Here is a 21,300-nt window from a genome sequence, read left to right as displayed (position 1 = left end):
CGATCGGGCCCGATCACCCACCAAACCGGGGCGAAAACGGACAAAGGGCCACACGAATCAATCGACGATCTTCGTATGCGGCTGTGTCGGATCTGTGACAAATGTCCCGGCCGCTCGGACTGCCCGCCCGGACTGCCCGCCCGGACTGCCCGCTCAGGACTGCCCGGGCAGTCTGACCTCGATCCGGCAGCCGCGCGGCGACTCGGCGACGGCGATCCGTCCGCCGTGCAGGTCCACCGCCCAGCGGGCGATCGCCAGGCCCAGCCCGGTGCCGCCGTCCGAGCCCGGCCCGGAGGCCGTGGCGGTGCCGCTGCGGCTGAACCGCTCGAAGACCCGGCTGCGGTCCGCCGGCGGGATGCCGGGGCCCTCGTCCTGGACCTCCAGCAGCAGGCCGCCGTCCTCGCCGTCGGGCCGGGCGCGCACCGTCACGGTGCCGCCGGGCGGGGAGTGCTTGCAGGCGTTGTCGACCAGGTTGGCGACCACCTGGTGAAGCCGCTCCGGGTCCGCCACGGCGGTCAGGCCGGCCGGGCTGACCTCCAGGGCCAGCCGGACGTCGCCGCGCCGGGAGAAGGCCCCGCCGGCCGTCGCGCCGTCCACGGTGACCCCGCGCAGCACGCCGTCCAGGAACTCGCGCACCTCGAACGGGCGGGCGTCCAGGTCGACCACGCCGTCGTCGATCTTGGAGAGGTCCAGCAGGTGGGTGACCAGGCGGCCGAGCCGCTCGGTCTGCTCCAGTGCGGCCCCCAGCGTCGCCGGATTGGGCTGGACGACGCCGTCCACCACGTTCTCCAGCACGGCGCGCAGCGCGGCGATCGGCGTGCGCAGCTCGTGCGAGACGTTGGCGACCAGCTCGCGGCGGTGCCGGTCGGCGGCCTGGAGGTCGGCGGCCATGCCGTTGAAGGCGGCCGCCAGTTCGCCGATCTCGTCGCGCGAGTTCACCTCGACCCGGCGGCTGTAGTCGCCGGAGGCCATCGCGCGGGCGGCGTCCGTCATCTCCCGCAGCGGGGCGGTCAGCCCGTGCGCGAGGAACTGCATGAACAGCAGCGAGGCGATCATGGAGAAGACCATGATGATCCGGATCTGGGTCTCGGACCGGATCGCCACGACCACCATGCCGGTGGCCAGGAACACGGAGACGATCACCAGCAGGGCGAGCTTGCCCTTGATCGAGCGGACCGGGTCGAGCGGACGGATGTCGGCCCAGACCCGGCTGGCCGCGCGGGCCGCGAGGGTCTGCGGGCGCGCGCCGTCGGCGTCCCCGTTGCGTTGCTGTGGAAAGGTCATTGGTCCCCTGTGGTCCCCGCGGGTCTGCGCTGCGGTGTTCGGACACGGGCCCCCCGGTGGCCCGTCGCCCGAAGTCCCGTCAGGAGAGCGGGGCCTCGAGTGCGTATCCGACACCGTGCACGGTGCGGATCCAGCTGGCGCCGATCTTGCGCCGCAGCGCCTTCACGTGGCTGTCCACGGTGCGGGTGCCGGACGCGTCGGTCCAGTCCCAGACCTCGGCCAGCAGCTGCTCGCGGGTGAGTACCGCGCGCGGCTGGGCGGCCAGGCAGGCCAGCAGGTCGAACTCGGTCGGCGTCAGGTGGACGTCGCCCGAGGCCAGCCGGACCCGGCGCTGCACGTGGTCGATCTCCAACTCGCCGAAGCGCAGGCTGCCCAGTGCCGGCGTACGGGCCGCCTGCTGGGCGCGCTCGACGCGGCGCAGCAGCACGTTGACCCGGGCCGCCAGTTCGCGCATGGAGAACGGCTTGGTCATGTAGTCGTCGGCACCGACGCCGAGGCCGACCAGCAGGTCCGTCTCGTCGTCGCGGGCGGTCAGCATCAGTACCGGCACCGGGCGTTGGGCCTGGATCCGGCGGCACACCTCCAGCCCGTCGAAGCCGGGCAGCATGATGTCCAGGACCACCAGGTCCGGCTGCCAGGTGTGGAAGCCGTCCACTGCGCCGGGGCCGTCGTGGGCCACGGCGACCTTGAAGCCCTCCGCGCCCAGTCGGGCCGCGATCGACTCGGCGATCGTGGGTTCGTCCTCCACCACCAGCACTCTGCGCTGGCTGCTCACAGTGCCGCCGGTGTTGGGGTTGTCCTGCTGAATTTCTGTCACGGTCACGCCACCGCCCCCAGGGCTGCGGGCCGGCCACCTGTGGGGATGGCGGGGCTCCGCTCGTAGTCTTGTTCCGTCGTGGACTGTGCCGGGTCCGCCGTCCCGTTTGATACGCCCGGGAGTGGAGGACGGATGGTCTTCCGTCCACTCCTCCCACGCACTTCGCAGCGTACGGACAGCGGATGCCTCCCGGCAGGCGGACCGGACGTTTCCGGCCCGCTGGGCCGGCTGTCCGGCCGCCCTCGGGCCCACCGCACGAGTGGGCACGGGCCGATACCTTACCCGGCGAATTTTCACTGCGTAACGGTACGTATGCAGTCCAGTTGACGCCAAGTCGCCGGTCAGAGGCCCTACTGACGCGTTAATCGGGAGAAGGTCTGGACCAATGCCGGGAATCCGGCCGGTCCCGGCGTCGACGGCCTTCACGGGCTTTTCTCAGGTGCCTCTCAGAACCTCGACGTAGCGTGGCCGCGACAACGCCCCGCAGCGCGGATTCCGGCCTCCGCGCCGGTGGGTCGGGCGCCTCCGGGCACCGGCGGCTGCGGGGGTGGAGCGGAGGCGTCATGGCTGGACTGCGGTGGGATGCCGGCGGGCGCGCGCCTTCGGCGGCGCGGTACGGAATGCTCCGGTACGGGCCGCGCGGCGGCGCCCTGGAATGGCTGCTGGAACGCGTGCCGACACCTCGGCGCACTCCCTTCACGATCGGATATCTCGCGGTCGTCGGAGTCACCTCGACCTTCGCCCGGATCGCCGATCCGGAACTCGTCCAGCGCTTGCAAGCGGCCTCCAGCTCGGACGGCCACAACCTGCTCCAGCACCCCCTGCGCGCCCTGGTGCTCAGCGGGTTCTGGGTGGCCGGGGGATCGTGGCTGCCCTACCTGTGGGGTTTCGCCCTCACCCTGGCGCCGCTGGAGCGCAGGGTCGGCCCGGCCCGGGCGGCGGCGGTGTTCGCCGCCGGGCACGTCGCGGCCACGCTGCTCTCCCAGGGTGTGGTGATCACCGCGGTGGAGGTCGGGCGGTTGGCGCCGGCGGCGATGGACCAGTTGGACATCGGGGTCAGCTACGGCGTGCTCGCCTGCCTGGGCGCGGCGGCGGGCGCCCTGCCGCAGCGCGCGCGGGTGGTGGCGCTGGCCGGCGTCGGGCTGATGCTCGCCCAGCAGATCGCCACCCAGAAGGACCTGGTCACGGCGGTCGGCCACCCGGCCGCGCTGCTCACCGGGATGGCGCTGTGGCGCTGGCTGGGCCGGATCGAGCGGCGCCCGCCCGGGCCGCGGCTCCGTGCGGCGCGGGCCCTGGCGGTCGGCTCCGCCGCCGCCTCGGCGGTGCGGGCCGGGGTCCGGCCGTCCACCGCGCCCTGACTCCTGGCTCCTGACCCCTGACTCCTGACGCCCTGACGTGCCGGCGCCCGGGTGTTCTTGGGGCGTTCTTTCCGCTCTCTTTTGACGCCCCCTCCCTCCGGCCGTTCCGGTGACAGGCCCGTTCGCTCACAGCGAACAAGAGGTCGGGAACATCCCGCGCTTGCAAATCCTTAGTCAGGTCGACTCAAGTTCACTGACCGGGGAGAGATCATGGCATCGACGTCCACACCGCTCACCCTGCCCGTGCTGCCCCTCGACGACGAGGTCGTGCTCCCGGGCATGGTCGTCCCGCTGGACCTCAAGGACACCGAGGTGCGCGCCGCGGTCGAGGCCGCCCGCGCCGCGGCCACCGGCTCCGGCAAGCCCCAGGTCCTGCTGGTCCCGCGGGTGGACGGCTCGTACGCGGCGGCCGGCACGCTGGCCACCGTGGAACAGGTCGGCCGGCTGGCCGACGCCCCCCATACCGTCGGCCAGCCGGTGGCGCTGGTGCGCGCCGTGCGCCGGGTCCGGATCGGGGTCGGCACCACCGGCCCCGGCGCCGCCCTCTGGGTGGAGACCACGCCGTTCAAGGAGTCCTCGGTCGGCACGCCGGTGGCCGGGCGGGCCGCCGAGCTGGTCAAGGAGTACAAGGCGCTGTCCACCCAGTGGCTGCGCAAGCGCGGCGCCTGGCAGATCGTCGACCGGGTGGCCCAGATCGAGGACGTCGGCGAACTCGCCGACAACATCGGCTACGCGCCCTTCGCCACCGCCGAGCAGAAGCTCAAGGTGCTGCTGGAGGCCGACCAGGTCGCCCGTCTGGAGTACGCGCTCACCCTGCTGCGCGACCACCTCGCGGAGGAGGAGGTCAACGACACCATCCGCAAGGACGTCGAGGAGGGCGTGGCCAAGCAGCAGAAGGAGTTCCTGCTCCGCCGCCAGCTGGAGGCCGTCCGCAAGGAGCTGGCCGAGCTGAACGGCGACCCGGCCGACGAGGAGGGCGACTACCGCGCCCGGGTCGAGGCCGCCGACCTGCCCGAGAAGGTCCGCGAGGCCGCGCTCAAGGAGGTCGACAAGCTGGAGCGCTCCTCCGACCAGTCGCCCGAGGGCTCCTGGATCCGCACCTGGCTGGACACCGTTCTGGAGCTGCCCTGGAACGAGCGCACCGAGGACGCGTACGACATCGCCGGCGCCCGCGCCGTGCTCGACGCCGACCACGCCGGCCTGGCCGACGTCAAGGAGCGGATCGTCGAGTACCTGGCCGTCCGCAAGCGCCGGGCCGACCAGGGGCTCGGCCTGATCGGCGGCCGTCGCGGAGGCGCGGTGCTGGCCCTGGTCGGGCCGCCCGGCGTCGGCAAGACCTCGCTCGGCGAGAGCGTGGCCCGCGCGATGGGCCGCACGTTCGTCCGGGTCGCGCTCGGCGGCGTCCGGGACGAGGCGGAGATCCGCGGCCACCGGCGCACCTACGTCGGCGCGCTGCCCGGCCGCCTGGTGCGGGCGATCAAGGAGGCCGGTTCGATGAACCCGGTCGTCCTGCTCGACGAGATCGACAAGGTCGGCTCCGACTACCGGGGCGACCCGGCCGCCGCGCTGCTGGAGGTGCTGGACCCGGCCCAGAACCACACCTTCCGGGACCACTACCTGGAGGTCGAGCTCGACCTCTCCGACGTCGTCTTCCTCGCCACCGCCAACGTGCTGGAGGCCATCCCCGAGCCGCTGCTCGACCGGATGGAGCTGGTCCGGCTGGACGGCTACACCGAGGACGAGAAGGTCGTCATCGCCCGCGACCACCTGCTCCCGCGACAGCTGGAGAGGGCCGGCCTGGGCGACGGGCAGGTCAGCGTCGAGGAGGAGGCGCTGCGCCGGCTGGCCGGGGAGTACACCCGGGAGGCGGGCGTGCGCACCCTGGAGCGCTCGATCGCCCGGGTGCTGCGCAAGATCGCCGCACAGGCCGAGCTCGGCGAGCGCGAACTGCCCGCCGCGATCGGCGCGGAGGACCTGCGCGCCCTGATCGGCCGCCCGCACCACGTGCCGGAGGCCGCCCAGGCGCCCGCCGAGCGGCGCACCGCCGTCCCCGGCGTGGCGACCGGCCTCGCCGTCACCGGCGCCGGCGGCGACGTCCTCTACATCGAGGCCTCGCTGGCCGACGCCGAGACCGGCGGCACCGGACTGACCCTGACCGGGCAGCTGGGCGACGTGATGAAGGAGTCCGCGCACATCGCGCTCTCCTTCCTCCGCTCGCGCGGCGCCGAGCTGGAGCTGCCGGTCACCTCGCTGCGCGACCGCGGCGTGCACCTGCACGTCCCGGCCGGGGCCGTCCCCAAGGACGGGCCGAGCGCCGGCATCACCATGACCACGGCGCTGGCCTCGCTGCTCTCCGGCCGCAGGGTGCGCACCGACGTGGCGATGACGGGCGAGGTGTCGCTGACCGGGCGGGTGCTGCCGATCGGCGGGGTGAAGCAGAAGCTGCTCGCCGCCGACCGGGCGGGCATCACCACGGTGATCATCCCCAAGCGCAACGAGGCCGACCTGGACGACGTCCCGGCCGAGGTGCTGGAGCGGCTCACCGTCCACCCGGTGGCCGATGTGCGGGAGGTGCTCAAGCTGGCCCTGGAGCCGGCCGGGGTACTGGTCGCCGCGGCCTGACGCGGTCGACGGGGGCGGCCGCGGGCCGGTCCGGCGGATCCGCCGGACCGGCCCGCGGCGTGCCACACTGCGGAGATGCCGTCCCCCACGCAGCGCGTCCTGGCCCGGGTGCCGGCGCGGCTGCGGCCGTTCCTGGTGCGGCACCGCCGGCTGGTGAAGTTCCTGGTGGTCGGCAGCGGCTGCTTCGCCCTCACCACGGTGATCGACGTCGAGCTCAAGTTCACCGTCCTGGCGCACGCGCCGGTGGCGGCCCTCACGGTGGCCACGGTGATCGCCACCGTCGTCTCCTACCTGCTCAACCGCCGCTGGGCCTTCCGGACGGACGGGCGCCGACCGGAGGCGCTGCTGTTCTTCCTGGTCAGCGCGGTGGCGATCGGCGTCAACGTCATCCCGTTGGCGCTCTCCCGGTACGCCTTCGACCTGCGTGAGCCGTACATCGGCCCGTTCCAGCAGGAGGTCGCCGACTTCCTCAGCGGGATGGTCGTGGGCACCTTCGTCGCCATGCTCTTCCGCTTCTGGGCGATGCGGCGCTGGGTCTTCACCAGCCCCGCCGCCCGGGCGCACACCGGGCCGGAACCCGGTTACGCTGCACCCGAGATGCCACGGGATGTGCCGGAAAGACCGTGAGGTGAGAGTTATGCGCGGGGAGCCGGACGGCGTCCGGACCGGGCCCGCCAGCCAGCAGGGGATGCGCCGGGCCAACCTGGCCCTGGTGCTCGGCCTGATCGCCCGCGGCCCCCGCTCGCGCGCCGAGGTGGCCGCCGGGACCGGGCTGACCCGGGCCGCGGTCTCCTCGCTCGCCGAACAGCTGATCACGGCCGGCCTGGTCGTCGAGGAGGGCCCGGCCGCCCCCAGCGGCAAGGTCGGCCGCCCCGGCACCGCGCTCGGGCTCAACCCGCTCGGGCCCGGCGGCCTCGGCGCCGAGATCGGGGTCCGCCACCTCGGCGTCTGCGTGGTCGACCTGCGTGGCGAGGTCCGCGCCTGGCGGCGCCAGGAGAGCGCCAACCGCGGCCGGGAACCCGCCGCCGTCATGGCCGACCTGGCCCACCTGGTGCGCTCGGCCGTCGTCGAGTCGGGCCTGCGCCCGGCCGGGCTGACCCTGGCCGTGCCCGGGCTGGTCGGCAGCGGCGGGGTGCTCCAGCGGGCCGCCAACCTCGGCTGGCGGAACGTCCCGCTGGGCCCCGAACTGCGCCCGGCGTTGCGCCTGGTGGGGGACGGCCTGGCCGAGCTGCCGGTCGAGGCGGACAACGAGGCCAACCTCGGCGGACTCGCCGAACGGTGGCTGGGCGAGGCCCCGGAGGACTTCCTGTACGTCTCCGCCGAGGCCGGCGTCGGCGCGGCCGTCGTGGTCGACGGCCGGCTGCTGCGCGGTGCGCGCGGCTACGCGGGCGAGCTGGGCCACGTGCCCGTCCACCCGGAGGGGCGGCGCTGCGCCTGCGGTGCGCACGGCTGCCTGGAGCAGTACGCGGGCGAGGAGGCGGTGCTGCGCGCGGCCGGGCTGGCCGGGGCGCGCGGCGACTGGGTGACGCTGCTCGCCGAACGCGCCGGCGCCGGGGACGAGCCGGCCCGGGCGGCGCTGGCCGGGGCCGGTTCGGCGCTCGGCATCGCCGCCGCCGGGGCGGTCAACCTGCTGGACCCGGCCGAGGTGGTGCTGGGCGGCGGCTACGCCCGGCTGGCGCCCTGGCTGCTGCCGGCGATGCGGCACGAGCTGGCCGCCCGGGTGACGGTGCGGCCCTGGGTGGAGGACCGGCTGAGGGTCTCCCGGTTCGGTCGGCGCGGGCCGCTGCTGGGCGCGGCGGTGGGCGTGGTGCGCGCGATCGTCGCCGACCCGGGGCGGCTCGCGGGCGGCCAGGGCCTGTCCTGACCCCGTCCCGTACCCCTTCGGAACGCGAACGGGCCCCGGCCGTGCTGGCCGGGGCCCGTTCGGTGCTGCGGGTGGCTCAGTCCGCGGCGGGGGCCTCGGCGGCGAGCTCGCGGTCGGCCTCGCGCGGGCCGCGCAGGACGGCCAGGAAGGCGACGCCGACGCCGACCACCGCCCAGACCACCAGGACCAGGATCGGCATGCCCAGGTTGGTGGAGCCGAAGTAGGCGATCGACTTGGTGGCGCTGGTGCCGGCGCCGTTCGGGATCAGCGAGCCGATCGCCCGCCAGAACGGCGGCATCATCGGGGCCGGGTAGACGCCGCCGGCGCTCGGGTTGCCGAGCACCACGAAGACCAGCACCGCGAGGCCGATGCCGATGATGCCGAACAGGCACTGCAGCGCCATGGTGAAGGCGCCGACCGTGAACACCACCAGGGCGCCGATGGCGGTCAGGGCCAGGATCGAGCCGGGCATCGCGTCCAGCACCGGTCCGGCGATGATCGTGCCGCCGAGGCCGGCGCCGACCGAGTACAGCGCCAGGACGCCGAGGCGGATCAGCAGGCGGTGGACGTTGGCCGGCTTGGAGCCGGCGCTGATGCCGAGGATGGAGGCGACCAGGTAGCCGCCGACGCACCAGCCGATGACCAGGTAGAAGGCGGTGAGGCCGTTGGTGTCGCCCTTGGCCAGCGGCACGACGTCCACGACCTTGACGGTGCGGCCCTGGGCCTTGTCCAGCGCGGTGGTGATGCTCTCGGCGGCCTTGGCCGCGGAGGTGCCGCGGGCGCCGCCGGTCAGCAGGGTGTCCTCGGTGCCGGTCGGGTTCACCACCAGCGCGGCGTAGATCTTCTGGTCCTTGATCTGCTGGGTCGCCGTCTCGGCGTCCGGCGCGGTGACCGGCTTGACCGCGTCGTCCGGCACCGACTCCAGGGCCTGGACCAGCTTGGGCGTGAGCTGCGGCGGGGCGACCACCGCGACCGACAGCTTGTGCGGGGTCGGGTGGTGCAGCGCCCCGACGTACGAGGTGATGAAGCCGAGCTGCAGCAGCAGCACGCCGATCACCAGCAGTGCCGCACGCGGCGTGACCGCGCCCTTCAATTCGGCGACGAATCCCTGCCCCGGGGCGGTCATCCACATCTCCTTGCGTATCGGCGGAAAACGGATACTTAATACCATGAACTAACTAGCTTGTCCTACCTCACGCGCCGGTTCTCGGCCACTGCCGCTGGGCGATACTGGCGCCGTGACGGACGAGGAACGCCTGGTGGCGGTGGAGCGCGAGGTCGGGCTGATGTTCCGGCGGGGCCGCGCCAGAGTGGCGGAACTCTCACGCCGGGTGCACCCCGAGCTGGACGGCATGGCGTACAGCATGCTCGGTTACATCGAGCAGGCCGGGCGGGTGCGGGTGACGGACGTCGGCGTGCACTTCGCGGTCGGCAAGGCGACGGTGAGCCGGCAGATCCGCGCGCTGGAGGAGCTCGGCCTGGTCGCCCGGGAGGCGGACCCGCTGGACCGCCGGGCGGCGCTGGTCTCGCTGACCGAGGACGGGCGGCGGCGCTACGGGTCCGCCCGGGACGTCCGGATGCGGCGGGTGCGCGAGGTGATGGCCGACTGGCCGAGCGAGGACGTGGAGCGCTTCGCCGAGCTGCTGCACCGGTTCAACGAGGTGCTGGGGGAGCCGCCCGCGGAGTGAACGGCCGGTCCTGGCGCGGACTTTACTGGAGCTTGAAGAAAGTTGCCTTAGTCAACCATCGGTCGTATGGTTGCTTAAGGCAACAAAATTTCATGCGCGCGTGCCCTCGCGTGCCCGCGCACCCCCGCCCACCGCGCCCCCACTCCGCCCGCCTCGCCGAAGGACCCAGATGACCGCGACCACCCAGGCCTCGACCGGCACCGCCGCCGCCGCCGTCGACGACCGTCCGATGACCCACCGGCAGGTGATGGAGGCACTGTCCGGCCTGCTGCTCGGCCTGTTCGTGGCCGTGCTCTCCTCGACCGTCGTCTCCAACGCCCTGCCGCACATCCTCACCGACCTGCACGGCGGCCAGTCCGCCTACACCTGGGTGATCACCGCGGCCCTGCTCACGCTGACCGCCTCCACCCCGATCTGGGGCAAGCTCTCCGACCTGGCGAGCAAGAAGCTGCTGCTCCAGATAGCCCTGCTGATCTACATCGCCACCTCGGCGCTGGCCGGCCTCTCGCAGAACACCGGCGAGCTGATCGCCTGCCGCGCCCTTCAGGGCATCGGCGCCGGCGGCGTGGTCGCGCTCGGCCAGATCTGCCTGGCCGCGATGGTCCCGCCGCGTGAGCGCGGCCGGTACAGCGGCTACTTCGGCGCCGTGTTCGCCCTCGCCACCATCGGCGGCCCGCTGATCGGCGGCGTCATCGTCGACACCTCCTGGCTCGGCTGGCGCTGGTGCTTCTACGTCGGCATCCCGTTCGCGCTGGCCGCGATCCTGGTGGTGCAGCGCACCCTCAAGCTGCCGGTGGTCAAGCGCTCGGTGAAGATCGACTACCTCGGCGCGCTGGTCATCACCGGCGCCGTCAGCCTGCTGATGATCTGGATCACCCTGGCCGGCACCGACTACGCCTGGCTGTCCTGGCAGACCGCGGCGATGGTCGGCGGCGGCCTGCTGCTGGCCGCGCTGGCCGTCGTGGTCGAACGCCGCGCCGCCGAGCCGATCATCCCGCCGTCGCTGTTCAAGTACCGCACCGTCACCCTGGCCGCGATCGCCAGCGTGCTGGTCGGCGTCGGGATGTACGGCGCGACCACCTTCCTCAGCCAGTACTTCCAGCTCGCCCGGGACAAGTCCCCGACGATGGCCGGCCTGATGACCCTGCCGATGATCCTCGGCCTGGCGGCCTCCTCCACCGTGGCCGGCCGGCTGATCACCAAGTACGGCAAGTGGAAGGCCTACCTGGTCACCGGTACCGCGCTGCTCGCGATCGGCTTCGGCCTGCTCGGCACCGTCCGGGTCGACACCGGCTACGGGCTGCTCTCGCTCTACATGGCGCTCACCGGCATCGGCCTCGGCCTGACCAGCCAGAACCTGGTGCTCGCGGTGCAGAACACGGTGCCCCGGCACGAGCTCGGCGCCGCCAGCTCCGTGGTCACCTTCTTCCGCACCATGGGCGGCGCGATGGGCGTCTCCGCGCTGGGCGCGCTGATGACCAACAAGGTCGGCCACTACCTGACCGAGAACCTGGCCGCGGCGCACATCCCGGCCGGGCACGCGGCGGCCGGCGGCGGCATCCCGGACCTGGCGAAGCTGCCGGCCCCCATCCTGCCGCTGGTGACCGACGCCTTCGGCCACGGCGTCGGCACCGTCTTCCTCTGGGCCGCGCCCTTCGCGGCGCTGGCCTTCGTCACCGTGCTGTTCATCCGGGAGACCGCGCTGAGGACCACCCAGGAGGGCTGACCGGCGACGGGGAACGCGCGGGTGCGAATGCCGACGGGCCGGGGAGAGTCGAACTCTCCCCGGCCGTCGGCGTTGTTCGGGCGCCGGTACGGCGCGGGTGCTGCTACGGCGCGGGTGCCGCCACGCCTTACGGCGCGGCGATCAGCACCAGTCCGTAGACCACGGCGCAGGCGCAGAGCGCGAAGCAGGCGTACGCGCCGGCCAGCAGGGCGGGCCTGCCGCCGCCGGTCGCCCGGCCGCCCGCCTCGCGGGAGCTCAGCGCGGCCTCCCGGCGGGACAGCGCCAGGATGCCGAGGGCGAAGACGGCCACCACGGCGACGGTGACGCCGAAGCTGATGCCGGCGGTCTGGGCCAGGGCGTTCCACTTGATGTGCATGGTGAGGACTCCTCAGCCTGCGGCGCTCAGGCCGCGACCGTGGTCGAGGCGGGGGTGGGGGCGGCGGTGGCCGGGGTGGTGGTGACCTCGACGGGGGTGACCTCGGGGACGTCGTTGACGTTGTCCGCGCTGACCGGCTGGCGGCGGGAGATCATCCACATCGTGGCCGAACCGGCCACCAGTACGGCGCCGACCACGGCGACGCCCCAGCTGCCCTGGCGGGCCAGCACGGCCGCTCCGCCGGAGACCAGGCCGGCGGCCGGCAGGGTCAGGCCCCAGGTGTAGACCATGCGGCGGACCAGGCTCCAGCGCAGCTCCGGCTTCGGGCCGCCGAGGCCGGCGCCCATGATGCCGCCGGTGCAGACCTGGGTGGTGGAGAGGCCGAAGCCCATGTGCGAGGAGGTCAGGATGACCGTCGAGACGGCCGACTCGGAGGCGAAGCCCTGCAGCGGCTTGATGTCCGCCAGGCCCTTGCCCATCGAGCGGATGATCCGCCAGCCGCCCATGTAGGTGCCGAGCGCGATCGCGGCGCCCGCCGAGACGATCACCCAGGTGGGGGGCAGCGCGCCGTGCGGCAGGGCGCCGACCGAGACCAGGGTCAGGGTGATGATGCCCATCGTCTTCTGGGCGTCGTTGGTGCCGTGCGCCAGCGAGATCAGCGAGGAGGAGAAGATCTGGCCGGTCTTGAAGCCCTTGTCGGTGGCCGCGCCGTTGCCCTTGCGGGTGATCGCGTAGGCCAGCTTGGTGGCGCCCCAGGAGGCGAGGCCGGCGACCAGGGGGGAGGCGACCGCCGGGATGATGATCTTGGTGATCACGGTGTCGAAGTTGACGCCGTTCATGCCGACGCCGACGATCGTGGCGCCGATCAGGCCGCCGTACAGCGCGTGCGAGGAGCTGGACGGCAGGCCGCGCAGCCAGGTCAGCAGGTTCCAGAGGATCGCGCCGGCCAGGGCGGCGAAGATCACCTCGGGGTGGATGCCGGCCTTCTCGTTGACGATGCCGCCGGAGATGGTGGTGGCGACCTTCACCGACAGGAACGCGCCTGCGAAGTTCAGCAGGGCCGCGATGGTGACCGCGACCTTCGGACGAAGGGCCCCGGTCGCGATCGCGGTGGCGGACGCGTTCGCGGTGTCGTGGAACCCGTTGGTGAAGTCGAAGGCGAGCGCTGTGATGATCACAACGGCTACCAGGAACGAGATGTGTTCCATACCCAAACAATCGTCGTAGTTGTCGCACGGACGTTGGTGACGTCGCGACCGTAGGTCTGTTTGGTAAACGGAAGGTGAACTGAGCCGGGAATCGTGGTTCCGTTGGTGGCCCACCGATGGCCGGGAGCTTTCGGAGGGGTGACCTGGACCGCGCTGAGCTGGACATTAGCGGAGAACATCCTGGTTCGTCCCCGTTTGCTGAGAGCTGTCTCACAGATGCCGCTCCGGTCGACAGTTCAATCGAGAATTAACCTCCTGGTCCGCGTGCGCTCTGTTTCCGCCGAGTAACCCGTGGGAGGATCTGCGGGATCGTCCCCGGGGGAGCCCGCGGACGGCGCCACCGGGCAGGGCAAGGGCAAGGGCGGGGAGGACCACCCATGGGCGGGGCTGGAGAGCGCACGGAGAGATCAGGAGTACGCCCCTGGGTGCGGGCGGCCCTGAGGTGCGGGGCCGTCCTCGCGGCCGCCGCGCTCGCACTGCCGGTCGCCACCCAGGCCGCCTACGCCGCACCCGACCCGGGCGCCGGCATCGCCGCCGCCCCCGGAACCGACCCGCTCGCCGCGGCCAAGGCCACCCTCGGCCCGCTGCTCGACCAGCTGCACGGGCTCTACCAGAGCGCCGAGGCCGCCACCGAGCAGTACAACGGCACGGTCGCCAAGGTCGCCGAGCAGCAGACCGCGCTCACCGACCTCCAGGGCCGGCTCGACCGGCAGCAGAAGCAGGTCGACGCCGGGACGGACATCGCCTCCCAGCTCGCCGCCGCCCAGTACCGCAACGGCGCCTCCTCCGCCTACGCCGAGCTCCTGCTCTCCAAGGACCCGTACGAGGCCGTCACCATCGCCGAACTGCTGGCCGCGGCCAGCCGCTCGCAGTCCGAGTTCCTGGACAAGCTGAAGGCCGACCGGGAGTCGCTCGACGGCCTGAAGAAGCAGACCGAGGAGGCCCTCAAGGCCTCCCGGGCGCTGGTCGTCCAGCAGGACGCCGCCAAGGCCAAGGTCGCGGCCGACCTCGCCTCGGTCGAACAGCTGGTCTCCTCGCTCACCGGTGCGCAGCGCACCGAACTCGAACAGCTGGAGAAGGCCAAGGCCGACGAGGCCCAGCTCGCCTTCCTCGCCTCCGGTGCCCTCGGCAAGGGCGAGCGCACCCCCTCGCTGACCGGTCGCGGCGCCGTCGCCTTCGCGCTCGCCCAGATCGGCAAGCCGTACCTGTGGGGCGGCACCGGCCCGGACTCCTACGACTGCTCCGGCCTCACCTCGCAGGCCTGGCTGCACGCCGGGAAGGCGATCCCGCGCACCAGCCAGGAGCAGTGGGCGCAGCTCCAGCACGTGCCGCTCAACCAGCTGCGGCCCGGCGACCTGGTCGTCTACTTCCAGGACGCCTCGCACGTCGCGATGTACATCGGCGGCGGACTGATCGTCCAGGCGCCGCGGCCGGGGGCCTTCATCAAGGTCTCGCCGATCGGCTCGATGGCGATCCTCGGCGCCGTCCGGCCCGACCCGGACGGCGCGGCCGACGACGCCGGCGGCGCCTGGAAGGTGCCGGACCTGCCCAAGGGCTGGGACTCCGTCACCCCGATCGCGCCCAGCCCGGCCAACCAGACCCCGGCCCCGCCGGCCCCCGGCGGCACCCCGGCCACGCCCGCCCCGGGCGGCACCGGCACCCCGACCGGGACGCCCACCGGCACCGGCACGCCGACGCCGACCGACCCGGGCACGCCGACCGGGACGCCCACCGGCACGCCGACGCAGACCCCGACCGGTACGCCGACGCAGACGCCGAGCGACAAGCCCACCCAGACCCCGACCGGAACCGGTACCCCGACCCCGAGCGGTACGGGCACCCCGGGCGCCACCGGCTCGTCCGGCGCCTCCGCGCCGGGCAGCCCCACGGCCACGCTGCCGCTGGGCCTGGGCGGCCTGCTGCACTGACCCGGCACCCACCGGGAGAGGCCGCCCCACGTCACCGGACGTGGGGCGGCCTCCGTGCCGTCCGGGGGCGCCTCGCTACCCGGCGGCGCCGCTGTCGGGTTCGAAGCGGACCACGACGGCCTTGGAGGTGGGGGTGTTGCTGATGTCCGCGGTGGAGTCGAGCGGCACCAGCACGTTGGTCTCGGGGTAGTAGGCCGCCGCGCCGCCCCGGGCGACCGGGTAGTGCACGACGCGGAAGTGCGGGGCACGGCGCTCGGTGCCGTCCGTCCACTCGCTGACCAGGTCGACGTACCGGCCCTCGACGAGGTCGAGCTCGGCGGCGTCGGCCGGGTTGACCAGGACGACCCGGCGGCCGCCCTTGATGCCGCGGTAGCGGTCGTCCAGGCCGTAGATCGTGGTGTTGTACTGGTCGTGGGAGCGCAGGGTCTGCAGCAGCAGGCGGCCCGGCGGGACCTCCGGGGCGGTCAGCGGGTTGACCGTGAAGTTGGCCTTCCCGGTGGCGGTGGGGAAGGTCCGGGTGTCGCGAGGGCCGTGCGGGAGGGTGAAGCCGCCGGGGCGGCGGACCTTCTCGTTGAAGTCCTCGAAGCCCGGCACGACCCGGGCGATCCGGGCGCGCAGGGTGTCGTAGTCGGTCGCGAAGTCCTCCCACGGCACGGTGTCCTGCGGGCCGAGGACGCTCCGGGCGAGGCGGCAGACGATCGCGGTCTCGGAGAGCAGGCCGGGGGCCGGCGGGCGCAGGCCGCCGCGGGAGGAGTGGACCTGGCCCATCGAGTCCTCGACGCTGACGAACTGGGCGCCGGCCGTGGTGACGTCCCGGTCGGTGCGTCCGAGGGTGGGCAGGATCAGGGCGCGGGCGCCGGTGACCACGTGCGAGCGGTTGAGCTTGGTGGAGACGTGCACGGTCAGCCGGCAGCGGCGCATCGCGGCCTCGGTGACCTCGGTGTCCGGCGTCGCGGCGACGAAGTTGCCGCCCATCGCGAAGAACACCTTGACCTTGCCGTCGCGCATCGCCCGGATGGTGTCGACCGAGTCGAGGCCGTGCTCGCGCGGCGGCTCGAAGCCGAACTCCCGGCCCAGCGCGTCGAGGAACGCCGTCGACGGCCGCTCGAAGATGCCCATGGTGCGGTCGCCCTGGACGTTGCTGTGCCCGCGCACCGGGCACACCCCGGCGCCGGGGCGGCCGACGTTGCCGCGCAGCAGCAGGAAGTTGACCACCTCGCGGATGGTCGGCACGGCGTGCTTGTGCTGGGTGAGGCCCATCGCCCAGCAGACGATGATCTTCTTCGAGGCCAGTACCAGCCGGCCGAGCTCCTCGATCTGCTCCCAGGGCAGGCCGGTCGCGGCCAGCACCTCGTCCCGGTCCGTCTTCCCGGCCTGCTCCTCGAACTCCTCGAAGCCGTGGCAGTGCTCGGCGACGAAGGCGCGGTCGACGCCGTCCCGCTCCAGGATGATCCGGTTGAGCGCGCGGAACAGCGCCAAGTCCCCGCCGAGGCGGATCTGCAGGAACAGGTCGGTCAGCTTGGTGCCGGGGCCGACCAGGCCGCGGGCGTTCTGCGGGTTCTTGAACCGCTCCAGGCCCGCCTCCGGCAGCGGGTTGACGCTCACGACGGTGGCACCGGCCCGCTTGGCGCGCTCCAGCGCGGAGAGCATCCGGGGGTGGTTGGTGCCCGGGTTCTGGCCGGCCACGATGATCAGGTCGGCCTGGTAGAGGTCCTTGAGGCTGACGCTGCCCTTGCCGACGCCGAGCGTCTCGGTGAGCGCCGAACCGGACGACTCGTGGCACATGTTGGAGCAGTCCGGCAGGTTGTTGGTGCCGAGCCGGCGGGCGAACAGCTGGTACGCGAACGCGGCCTCGTTGCTGGTGCGGCCGGAGGTGTAGAAGGCGGCGCCGTCCGGGGTGTCCAGGGCGCGCAGCTCCTCGGCGATCAGCGCGAAGGCGTCGTCCCAGGAGACCGGGGTGTAGTGGGTGGCGCCCTCGTCCAGCAGCATCGGCTGGGTGAGCCGGCCCTGCTGGCCCAGCCAGTAGCCGGAGCGGTCGGCCAGGTCGGCGACCGGGTGGGCGGCGAAGAACTCGGCCCGGATCCGGCGCTCGGTGGCCTCCTCGGCGACGGCCTTGGCGCCGTTCTCGCAGAACTCGGCGGTGTGGGTCTTGTCCGGCTCGGGCCAGGCGCAGCCGGGGCAGTCGAAGCCGTCCGGCTGGTTGACCTTGAGCAGGGTGGCGAGGGTGCGCCGGGCGCCCATCTGCTCGGCGGCCATCCGCAGGCTGTGACCGACGGCGGGCAGGCCGGCGGCCGCGTGCTGGGGTGCGGACACCTCGGGGGCGTCCTGCACCGGGTCGCTCTGCGGGGCCTGCTTGGCCATGACTGCGCTCCTCGGGGCTGTGCTGCTGCGAGCCGTCGCACCGTTGCGGGCTCTCCGCCCATCCTTCCACCTGGGCCATCAGGTGGGGAGGGCCGTCGGTCGTCGAGAGGGAGGGCCGTCGGTAGAGTCTGGGCGTCACAACGGGAGGGGGAGGGGCGCGTGCGAGTCGGAGACGTCCTGGACGGTCGGTACGAGCTGCAGGAGAAGCTCGGTCAGGGCGGATTCGGGGTGGTGTGGCGGGCCCAGGACACCCGGATGCGGCGGCCGGTGGCGGTCAAGGTCATCGGGCACCACGGCGGCGACCAGGCGAAGGCCGCGCTGCGCTTCGTCCGGGAGGCCTGCGCGGCCGGGAACCTCTCGCACCCGCACATCGTGACCGTGCACGACCTGGGGCAGAGCGAACTCGGCGACCAGGAGGTCACCTTCCTGGTGATGGAGCTGCTCACCGGCCGCACCCTGACCGAGGTGCTCCGGGCCGGCCTGCCCGACCCCGCGCTCAGCCTGCGCTGGGGGCGGGAGATCTGCGGGGCCCTGGCGGCCGCGCACGACGCCGGCATGGTGCACCGGGACATCAAGCCGGACAACGTGATGGTCACCGACGCCGGGCACCTGAAGGTGCTGGACTTCGGCATCGCCCAGCTGGACACCGGCGCCGGTGGGCTGACCACCACCGGGACGATCGTCGGCAGCCCCGCCTACATGGCGCCGGAGCGGTGGACCGGCGGCCGGGTGGACGGCCGGGCGGACCTGTACGCGCTGGGCTGCGTGCTGGTCGAACTCTTCACCGGGGCGCGGCCGTTCAGCGGTGACTCGACGCCGGTGCTGATGTACCAGCACCTCAACGAGCCGCCGCCGGCGCTGGATCCGGCGCAGTTCGGGCTGCCGCCGCAGGTGGCCGGGCTGGTCGCGGAGCTGCTGGCGAAGGAGCCGGCGGAGCGGCCGGCCGACGCCCGTACGGTCGAGCGGCGGCTCGCCGAGCTGGCCGGGTGGCCGGGCGGCGGGGCGGGGGCGGTGGCGGCGGAGCCGACGATGGTGGACCGGGCGGCTGCGGGCGGCTCCGGTGCTCCGGCTGCTGTTGTCGCGGTGGCACCAGTGGCACCGGTGGTGCCGGTAGTGCCTGTGGTGCCTGTGGTGCCGCCCGCTCCGGTGGCGCCGCCCGTCGTTCCCGCACCGGTCGCGCCGCCTGCGCAGCCCGTCCCGCCCTCGGCTCCCGTGCTGTCCCCGCTGACCACCCCGCCGGTGATCGCCGCCGGGGCGGCCGGGGACGCCGTGCGGGACGGGCTGCGCGCGCGCCGCTCGGCCGCGTACCGGGCCGCGACGGCGGGCGAGTCGGCGATCCTGCTGCAGACGATCGCCCAGGAGAGCGTCACCGCGCTCGGCGCGGGCGACCGGGACACCCTGGGCGCCTGGCGGGACTTCACCTGGTACCTCAGTCGGACCGGGGACCTGGACGGCGCGATCCGGCTGCTGACCAGTGTCGTGGCCGACATGCGCGCCACGCTCGGCCCGACCGATCCGGACACCCTGGGCGCCCGCTACCACCTCACCTGGTGCATCGGCGAGAGCGGCTCGGCCGTCACCGCGATCCGACTGCTGCGCGAACTGCTGCCGGACCTGACCGCGGCCTGGGGCCCCCAGGACAGCCGGGTCCTGAAGGGCCGGCACGACCTCGCCGTCCACCAGGCCAACCGGGGCGACCTCCAGGGCGCGGTGGTGCAACTGCACGCGCTGCTGCCCGACCTCGCCCGGACGCTGGGCGACCACCACCCGAGCACCGTCCAGGCCTGGCAGGACCTGGCCGGCTACCAGCAGCGGCTCGCCCAGGCCGGCCGCAAGGGCGGCGGCCACCGCCGCCGGGCGCCGAGGATGAGCCCGATCGAGGCCTTGGTGCTGGTCCGGCGGTTGCGGGTGTGGGACTTCGGCACCGACCAGGAGGGCGCCGCCTGCGTCGCCGCGCTGGAGCGGGGCATCGGCCTCAAGGGCGTGGCCGACCTGGTCTTCGAGGCACCGGACCACGTCTCGGACGAGGACCTGGTGGAGGAGATCTTCGGCCCCTGAGGCCGGTGGCTGAGGCCGGCGGCGCGGTGGCGCCGGACGCCCCCGCTAGAGTCGGTGGGTACACGGCCGACGGGGGAGGGCATGTGCGAGTCGGTGAGGTCCTGGACGGCCGGTACGAGCTGCGGGAGAAGCTCGGCCAGGGCGGGTTCGGGGTGGTCTGGCGGGCCGAGGACACCCGGGTGCGGCGGCCGGTGGCGGTCAAGGTCATCCGGCACGACGACGGCGACCAGGCGAAGGCCGCGCTGCGGTTCGCCCGGGAGGCGTCGGCGGCGGGCAACCTCTCGCACCCGCACATCGTCACCGTGCACGACCTCGGCCACAGCGAGTCCGACGACCAGCAGGTCACCTACCTGGTGATGGAGCTGCTCACCGGCCGCACCCTGACCCAGGTGATCCGGGAGGGCCGGCCGGATCCGCGGCAGGGCCTGCGCTGGGCGCGCCAGATCTGTGAGGCCCTGGCGGCCGCGCACGACGCGGGCATGGTGCACCGGGACATCAAGCCGGACAACGTGATGGTCACCGAGGACGGCATCCCGAAGGTGCTGGACTTCGGCATCGCCCAACTGGACACCGGTGCCAGCGGGTTGACCACCGTCGGAACGGTGATCGGCAGCCCGCCGTACATGGCGCCGGAGCGGTGGAACGGCGGCCGGGTGGACGGCCGGGCGGACCTCTACGCGCTGGGCTGCGTGCTGGTCGAACTCTTCACCGGGAAGCGGCCGTTCAGCGGTGACTCGACGCCGGTGCTGATGTACCAGCACCTCAACGAGCCGCCCCCGCCGGTGGATCCGGTGAAGTACCGGCTGCCGCGCCGACTGCCCGACTTGCTCGCCCAGTTGCTGGCGAAGGAGCCGGCGGACAGGCCGGCCGACGCCCGGACGGTCGCCCAGCGGCTCGCGGACCTGGCGGAGGGCCGGGAGCCGCCGCCGGCGCCCGCCGCCACCCGGACCGGGGCGGACCGGACGGCGGCGGCGGACCAGGCTCCCGCGACCCCGCCCGTCGAGCTGGTCGAGCCGGTCCGGCGGCGCGTCCAGGCGCGGGAGCCGAAGCAGCCGGTGCTCCGGCCGGTGGGGCGGCCCGCGCTGCACTACCTCCAGCCGGTGCCCGGCACCGCCCGGCGCGGACAGCCCGTCCCGCCGCCCGAGCCCGTCGAGGACGAGGCGGCTGTCCGGTCCCGGCTGGCGAAGGCCGAACGGGCGGCACGGGACGAGCGGCCCGCACTGGCCGTGCACCACCTCAGGCCGGCGGTGGAGGCCGCCGTGCGGGCGCTCGGCGGGGTCGACCCGGAGGTGGTCGCCGCCCGCCGGGACCTCGCCCGGTACCTCGGCAGGTCCGAGCGGCCCGCCGCGGCGGTCGCACTGTTGCAGGACCTGGCGGGGGAGCTGGGGCGGGCCCTCGGCGCGGCCGATCCGGTCGCACTGGAGGTCCGGTGGGAGCTGGTCGCGCTGGTTCGGGAGAGCGGCTGGACGGTCACCGCGATCCGCCTGCTGACCGAACTCCTGCCCGCGCTGGAGCTCGCCGGGGGACCGCGGGGGCCGTTCGTCCTCCGGGCCCGGGCCGACCTCGCGGCCTGCCGGGCCCGGCGGGGCGACTTCCAGGGCGCCGCCGAGCAGTTGGAGGAGCTGCTGCCCCAACTGGTCGAGGTCCACGGACCGGTCGACCGGCGTTGCATGGGGGCCCGGGCCGACCTGGCTGAGTACCGGAAGCGGGCCCGGTTCCACCGCTGGCCGCACCGGGTCGCCCGCGCCTGGCGGCCGCAGCTCGAGCGCGAGCGGGCGTTGCGACTGGTCCGGCGGCTGCGGGAGGTCGGGCAGCCCGTTCCGGAGCTGGTCCGCGAGCTGGAGCGCGGGACTGGTGCCGAGGGCGTCGCGGAGCGGGTGGTCTCCGCGCCGCCGTACGTCTCGGACGAGGACCTGGTGGAGGAGGCCTTCGGCCCGTAGCGCCCGCCCCGCCCGCCCGCCCCGCCCTTGCGCGCGCTCCCGTCCCGCCCGCCCGTCCTGCCCGTCCCGG

General features: G+C 73.7%; 15 protein-coding genes. 9 read left to right on the top strand and 6 right to left on the bottom strand.

The genetic code is table 11. The features are described 5' to 3' along the window. Nucleotides 1-153: 153 nt before the first annotated feature. Together ABTY61_RS09755 and ABTY61_RS09750 are read right to left on the bottom strand one after the other, a co-directional pair. The gene (locus ABTY61_RS09755) at nt 154-1,284 is read right to left on the bottom strand and encodes a sensor histidine kinase (protein WP_350504421.1); all 1,131 of its coding nucleotides are present in this window, start codon (nt 1,282-1,284) and stop codon (nt 154-156) included. Nucleotides 1,285-1,363: 79 nt separating this feature from the next. Next, nucleotides 1,364-2,101, bottom strand: a complete 738-nt coding sequence (locus ABTY61_RS09750) for a response regulator transcription factor (RefSeq protein ID WP_094742879.1) — start codon at nt 2,099-2,101, stop codon at nt 1,364-1,366. A gap of 563 nt (nt 2,102-2,664) precedes the next feature. Here ABTY61_RS09750 and ABTY61_RS09745 point away from each other — a divergent pair. From ABTY61_RS09745 to ABTY61_RS09730, 4 genes are all read left to right on the top strand, one after another. Next, nucleotides 2,665-3,459, top strand: coding sequence for a rhomboid-like protein (locus ABTY61_RS09745; protein WP_350504420.1), 795 nt, complete (start codon nt 2,665-2,667; stop codon nt 3,457-3,459). 210 nt (nt 3,460-3,669) lie between these two features. Continuing rightward, entirely contained in the window at nt 3,670-6,081 is a 2,412-nt protein-coding gene (gene lon / locus ABTY61_RS09740; protein ID WP_350504419.1) for an endopeptidase La, read from the top strand. Nucleotides 6,082-6,156: 75 nt separating this feature from the next. Further along, nucleotides 6,157-6,708 carry a GtrA family protein gene (locus tag ABTY61_RS09735; protein WP_350504418.1) on the top strand — a complete coding sequence of 184 codons (552 nt, stop codon included), beginning with the start codon at nt 6,157-6,159 and terminating at the stop codon, nt 6,706-6,708. A gap of 10 nt (nt 6,709-6,718) precedes the next feature. Continuing rightward, entirely contained in the window at nt 6,719-7,945 is a 1,227-nt protein-coding gene (locus ABTY61_RS09730; RefSeq protein WP_350504417.1) for an ROK family protein, read from the top strand. 76 nt (nt 7,946-8,021) lie between these two features. Here the strand turns inward: ABTY61_RS09730 and ABTY61_RS09725 are convergent, their stop codons facing one another. After that, on the bottom strand, nt 8,022-9,071 hold the full coding sequence (locus tag ABTY61_RS09725; protein ID WP_350504416.1) for a YhgE/Pip domain-containing protein: 1,050 nt from the start codon (nt 9,069-9,071) through the stop codon (nt 8,022-8,024). 112 nt (nt 9,072-9,183) lie between these two features. On the opposite strand from ABTY61_RS09725, the gene ABTY61_RS09720 reads away from it, so the two are divergent. Continuing rightward, nucleotides 9,184-9,633 carry a MarR family winged helix-turn-helix transcriptional regulator gene (locus ABTY61_RS09720; RefSeq protein WP_350504415.1) on the top strand — a complete coding sequence of 150 codons (450 nt, stop codon included), beginning with the start codon at nt 9,184-9,186 and terminating at the stop codon, nt 9,631-9,633. Between the two features lie 169 nt (nt 9,634-9,802). Next, nucleotides 9,803-11,359, top strand: coding sequence for an MDR family MFS transporter (locus ABTY61_RS09715; RefSeq protein WP_350504414.1), 1,557 nt, complete (start codon nt 9,803-9,805; stop codon nt 11,357-11,359). A gap of 127 nt (nt 11,360-11,486) precedes the next feature. On the opposite strand, the gene ABTY61_RS09710 is transcribed toward ABTY61_RS09715, so the two are convergent. Both ABTY61_RS09710 and ABTY61_RS09705 read right to left on the bottom strand, forming a co-directional pair. Then, entirely contained in the window at nt 11,487-11,735 is a 249-nt protein-coding gene (locus ABTY61_RS09710; RefSeq protein ID WP_350504413.1) for a hypothetical protein, read from the bottom strand. A 26-nt stretch (nt 11,736-11,761) separates the two neighbouring features. Then, nucleotides 11,762-12,943: an inorganic phosphate transporter gene (locus ABTY61_RS09705; RefSeq protein WP_350504412.1), complete on the bottom strand. Its 1,182-nt coding sequence runs from the start codon at nt 12,941-12,943 to the stop codon at nt 11,762-11,764. A gap of 425 nt (nt 12,944-13,368) precedes the next feature. On the opposite strand from ABTY61_RS09705, the gene ABTY61_RS09700 reads away from it, so the two are divergent. Beyond that, nucleotides 13,369-14,871, top strand: coding sequence for a C40 family peptidase (locus ABTY61_RS09700; protein WP_350504411.1), 1,503 nt, complete (start codon nt 13,369-13,371; stop codon nt 14,869-14,871). 75 nt (nt 14,872-14,946) lie between these two features. Here the strand turns inward: ABTY61_RS09700 and ABTY61_RS09695 are convergent, their stop codons facing one another. Next, complete coding sequence (locus ABTY61_RS09695; protein WP_350504410.1) at nt 14,947-17,232, bottom strand: FdhF/YdeP family oxidoreductase; 2,286 nt, start codon at nt 17,230-17,232, stop codon at nt 14,947-14,949. A gap of 159 nt (nt 17,233-17,391) precedes the next feature. Between ABTY61_RS09695 and ABTY61_RS09690 the strand changes: the two genes are divergently transcribed. Both ABTY61_RS09690 and ABTY61_RS09685 read left to right on the top strand, forming a co-directional pair. After that, a complete protein-coding gene (locus tag ABTY61_RS09690; protein WP_350504409.1) occupies nt 17,392-19,290 on the top strand; it encodes a serine/threonine-protein kinase in 1,899 nt (632 codons plus the stop codon). An 83-nt stretch (nt 19,291-19,373) separates the two neighbouring features. After that, complete coding sequence (locus tag ABTY61_RS09685; protein ID WP_350504408.1) at nt 19,374-21,230, top strand: serine/threonine-protein kinase; 1,857 nt, start codon at nt 19,374-19,376, stop codon at nt 21,228-21,230. Nucleotides 21,231-21,300: the final 70 nt, after the last annotated feature.

Origin of the sequence: Kitasatospora sp. NPDC096128 (assembly GCF_040303105.1) — a bacterium.
In the GTDB taxonomy this organism is placed as follows: domain Bacteria; phylum Actinomycetota; class Actinomycetes; order Streptomycetales; family Streptomycetaceae; genus Kitasatospora.
The sequence above is the reverse complement of the archived record's forward strand: the minus strand, read 5'-3'. Positions and strand labels throughout refer to the sequence as shown.

What these genes read in the sequence shown, in the direction of transcription:
- ABTY61_RS09755 (WP_350504421.1), bottom strand. Translation starts at nt 1,284, where the DNA reads ATGACCTTTCCACAGCAACGCAACGGGGACGCCGACGGCGCGCGCCCG.
- ABTY61_RS09745 (WP_350504420.1), top strand. Translation starts at nt 2,665, where the DNA reads ATGGCTGGACTGCGGTGGGATGCCGGCGGGCGCGCGCCTTCGGCGGCG.
- lon (WP_350504419.1), top strand. Translation starts at nt 3,670, where the DNA reads ATGGCATCGACGTCCACACCGCTCACCCTGCCCGTGCTGCCCCTCGAC.
- ABTY61_RS09735 (WP_350504418.1), top strand. Translation starts at nt 6,157, where the DNA reads ATGCCGTCCCCCACGCAGCGCGTCCTGGCCCGGGTGCCGGCGCGGCTG.
- ABTY61_RS09730 (WP_350504417.1), top strand. Translation starts at nt 6,719, where the DNA reads ATGCGCGGGGAGCCGGACGGCGTCCGGACCGGGCCCGCCAGCCAGCAG.
- ABTY61_RS09725 (WP_350504416.1), bottom strand. Translation starts at nt 9,071, where the DNA reads ATGACCGCCCCGGGGCAGGGATTCGTCGCCGAATTGAAGGGCGCGGTC.
- ABTY61_RS09715 (WP_350504414.1), top strand. Translation starts at nt 9,803, where the DNA reads ATGACCGCGACCACCCAGGCCTCGACCGGCACCGCCGCCGCCGCCGTC.
- ABTY61_RS09710 (WP_350504413.1), bottom strand. Translation starts at nt 11,735, where the DNA reads ATGCACATCAAGTGGAACGCCCTGGCCCAGACCGCCGGCATCAGCTTC.
- ABTY61_RS09705 (WP_350504412.1), bottom strand. Translation starts at nt 12,943, where the DNA reads ATGGAACACATCTCGTTCCTGGTAGCCGTTGTGATCATCACAGCGCTC.
- ABTY61_RS09695 (WP_350504410.1), bottom strand. Translation starts at nt 17,232, where the DNA reads ATGGCCAAGCAGGCCCCGCAGAGCGACCCGGTGCAGGACGCCCCCGAG.